Annotated in this window: 2 protein-coding genes; both read left to right on the top strand. The window is 73.6% G+C overall.

The window, feature by feature from the left end; translation table 11 throughout:
• Positions 1-916: iron-containing redox enzyme family protein (locus H5J33_RS35445; protein ID WP_181798745.1), on the top strand; the 916-nt coding region annotated here is incomplete at its 5' end.
• Between the two features lie 72 nt (positions 917-988).
• Positions 989-1,344, top strand: a 356-nt coding sequence (locus H5J33_RS35440) for a methyltransferase (protein WP_258565626.1), incomplete at its 3' end; no start/stop codon positions are given.

Below are 1,344 nucleotides of genomic sequence, written 5' to 3'. Positions count from 1 at the left end.
CCCGTACGGAGACGACCTCCAGCTCGCCCTGTACGTCTGCTACGAGCTGCACTACCGCGGTTTCGCCGGGGTGCCCGCGGAGCGCGAGTGGGACCCGGGCCTGCTGCGGGTGCGGGCCGCGCTGGAGGAACGTTTCCTGGGCGCGCTGCGCGCCGACACCCCGGTCCACGACAGTCTGGACGACGCGCTCGGCGCCCTGCTGGTGGAGCCGGCCGAGGGGACCGGGGTCGCCGGTTTCCTGCACAAGGAGGGCGAGCTGTGGCAGCTGCGCGAATACGCGGCACTGCGCTCGCTGTACCACCTGAAGGAGGCCGACCCGCACGCCTGGGTACTGCCGCGGCTGTGGGGCCGGGCGAAGGCGGCGATGGCCGCGGTGGAGTACGACGAGTTCGGCGGCGGCCGGGCCGACCGGGTGCACGCGCGCCTGTTCGCCGACCTGATGACGGACCTGGGGCTGGACACCGCCTACGGCCGCCACCTGGACGCGGCCCCGGCCGAGATGCTGGCCCTGGTCAACATGATGTCCCTGTTCGGCCTGCACCGGGAGCTGCGCGGCGCGCTGGTGGGCCATTTCGCCGAGGTGGAGATCACCTCCTCGCCCGCCTCCCGCCGGCTCGCCGAGGCGATGCGCCGCACCGGGGCCGGCCCGGCCGCCGAGTTCTTCTACGACGAGCACGTGGAGGCCGACGCGGTGCACGAGCAGGTGGTCCGGCACGAGGTGATCGGCGGGCTGCTCACCGAGGAGCCGGAGCTGGCGCCGGACGTGGCCTTCGGGATCGACGCGACCGAGTACCTGGAGGACCGGCTGGCCCGGCGGCTGCTGACCGACTGGCGGGCGGGCCGCTCGTGCCTGCGGATGCCCCTGGGGACGACGGGACAGCGGGAGACCGAGCGGCGGATTTCCCATACATCCTGAAACGAAGGGCATTCGGAGTACGTGAACCTTTTGCTGCTTCCGGGCGTGTACGCCCCCCAGGACGACACGGAGATGCTGGCGGAGGCCCTGCGCGAGGAGGCCCCGCCGCCGGGGGCCCGCGTACTGGACGTGGGTACCGGGAGCGGGGCCCTGGCGCTGGCGGCGGCCCGGCAGGGCGCCGAGGTGACCGCGGTGGACGTGTCCCGGCAGGCGGTGTGGACGGCCCGGCTGAACGCCTGGCTGAGCCGGCTGCCGGTGCGCATCCGGCGCGGCAACCTCTTCGCGCCGGTCAAGGGCCGTTCCTACGACCTGATCCTGGCGAACCCGCCCTATGTGCCGGCGCCGGAGGACGGGCGCGGGCCGCGCGGCCAGGTCCTCGCCGAACACCCGGAACACGCGGAGAAGGTACGGACCGAGGTCGAATCCGT

The organism is Streptomyces sp. WELS2, assembly GCF_013870595.1.
GTDB lineage: Bacteria > Actinomycetota > Actinomycetes > Streptomycetales > Streptomycetaceae > Streptomyces.
Note: the sequence above shows the minus strand (reverse complement) of the source record. Positions and strands in the feature narration are given on the sequence as shown.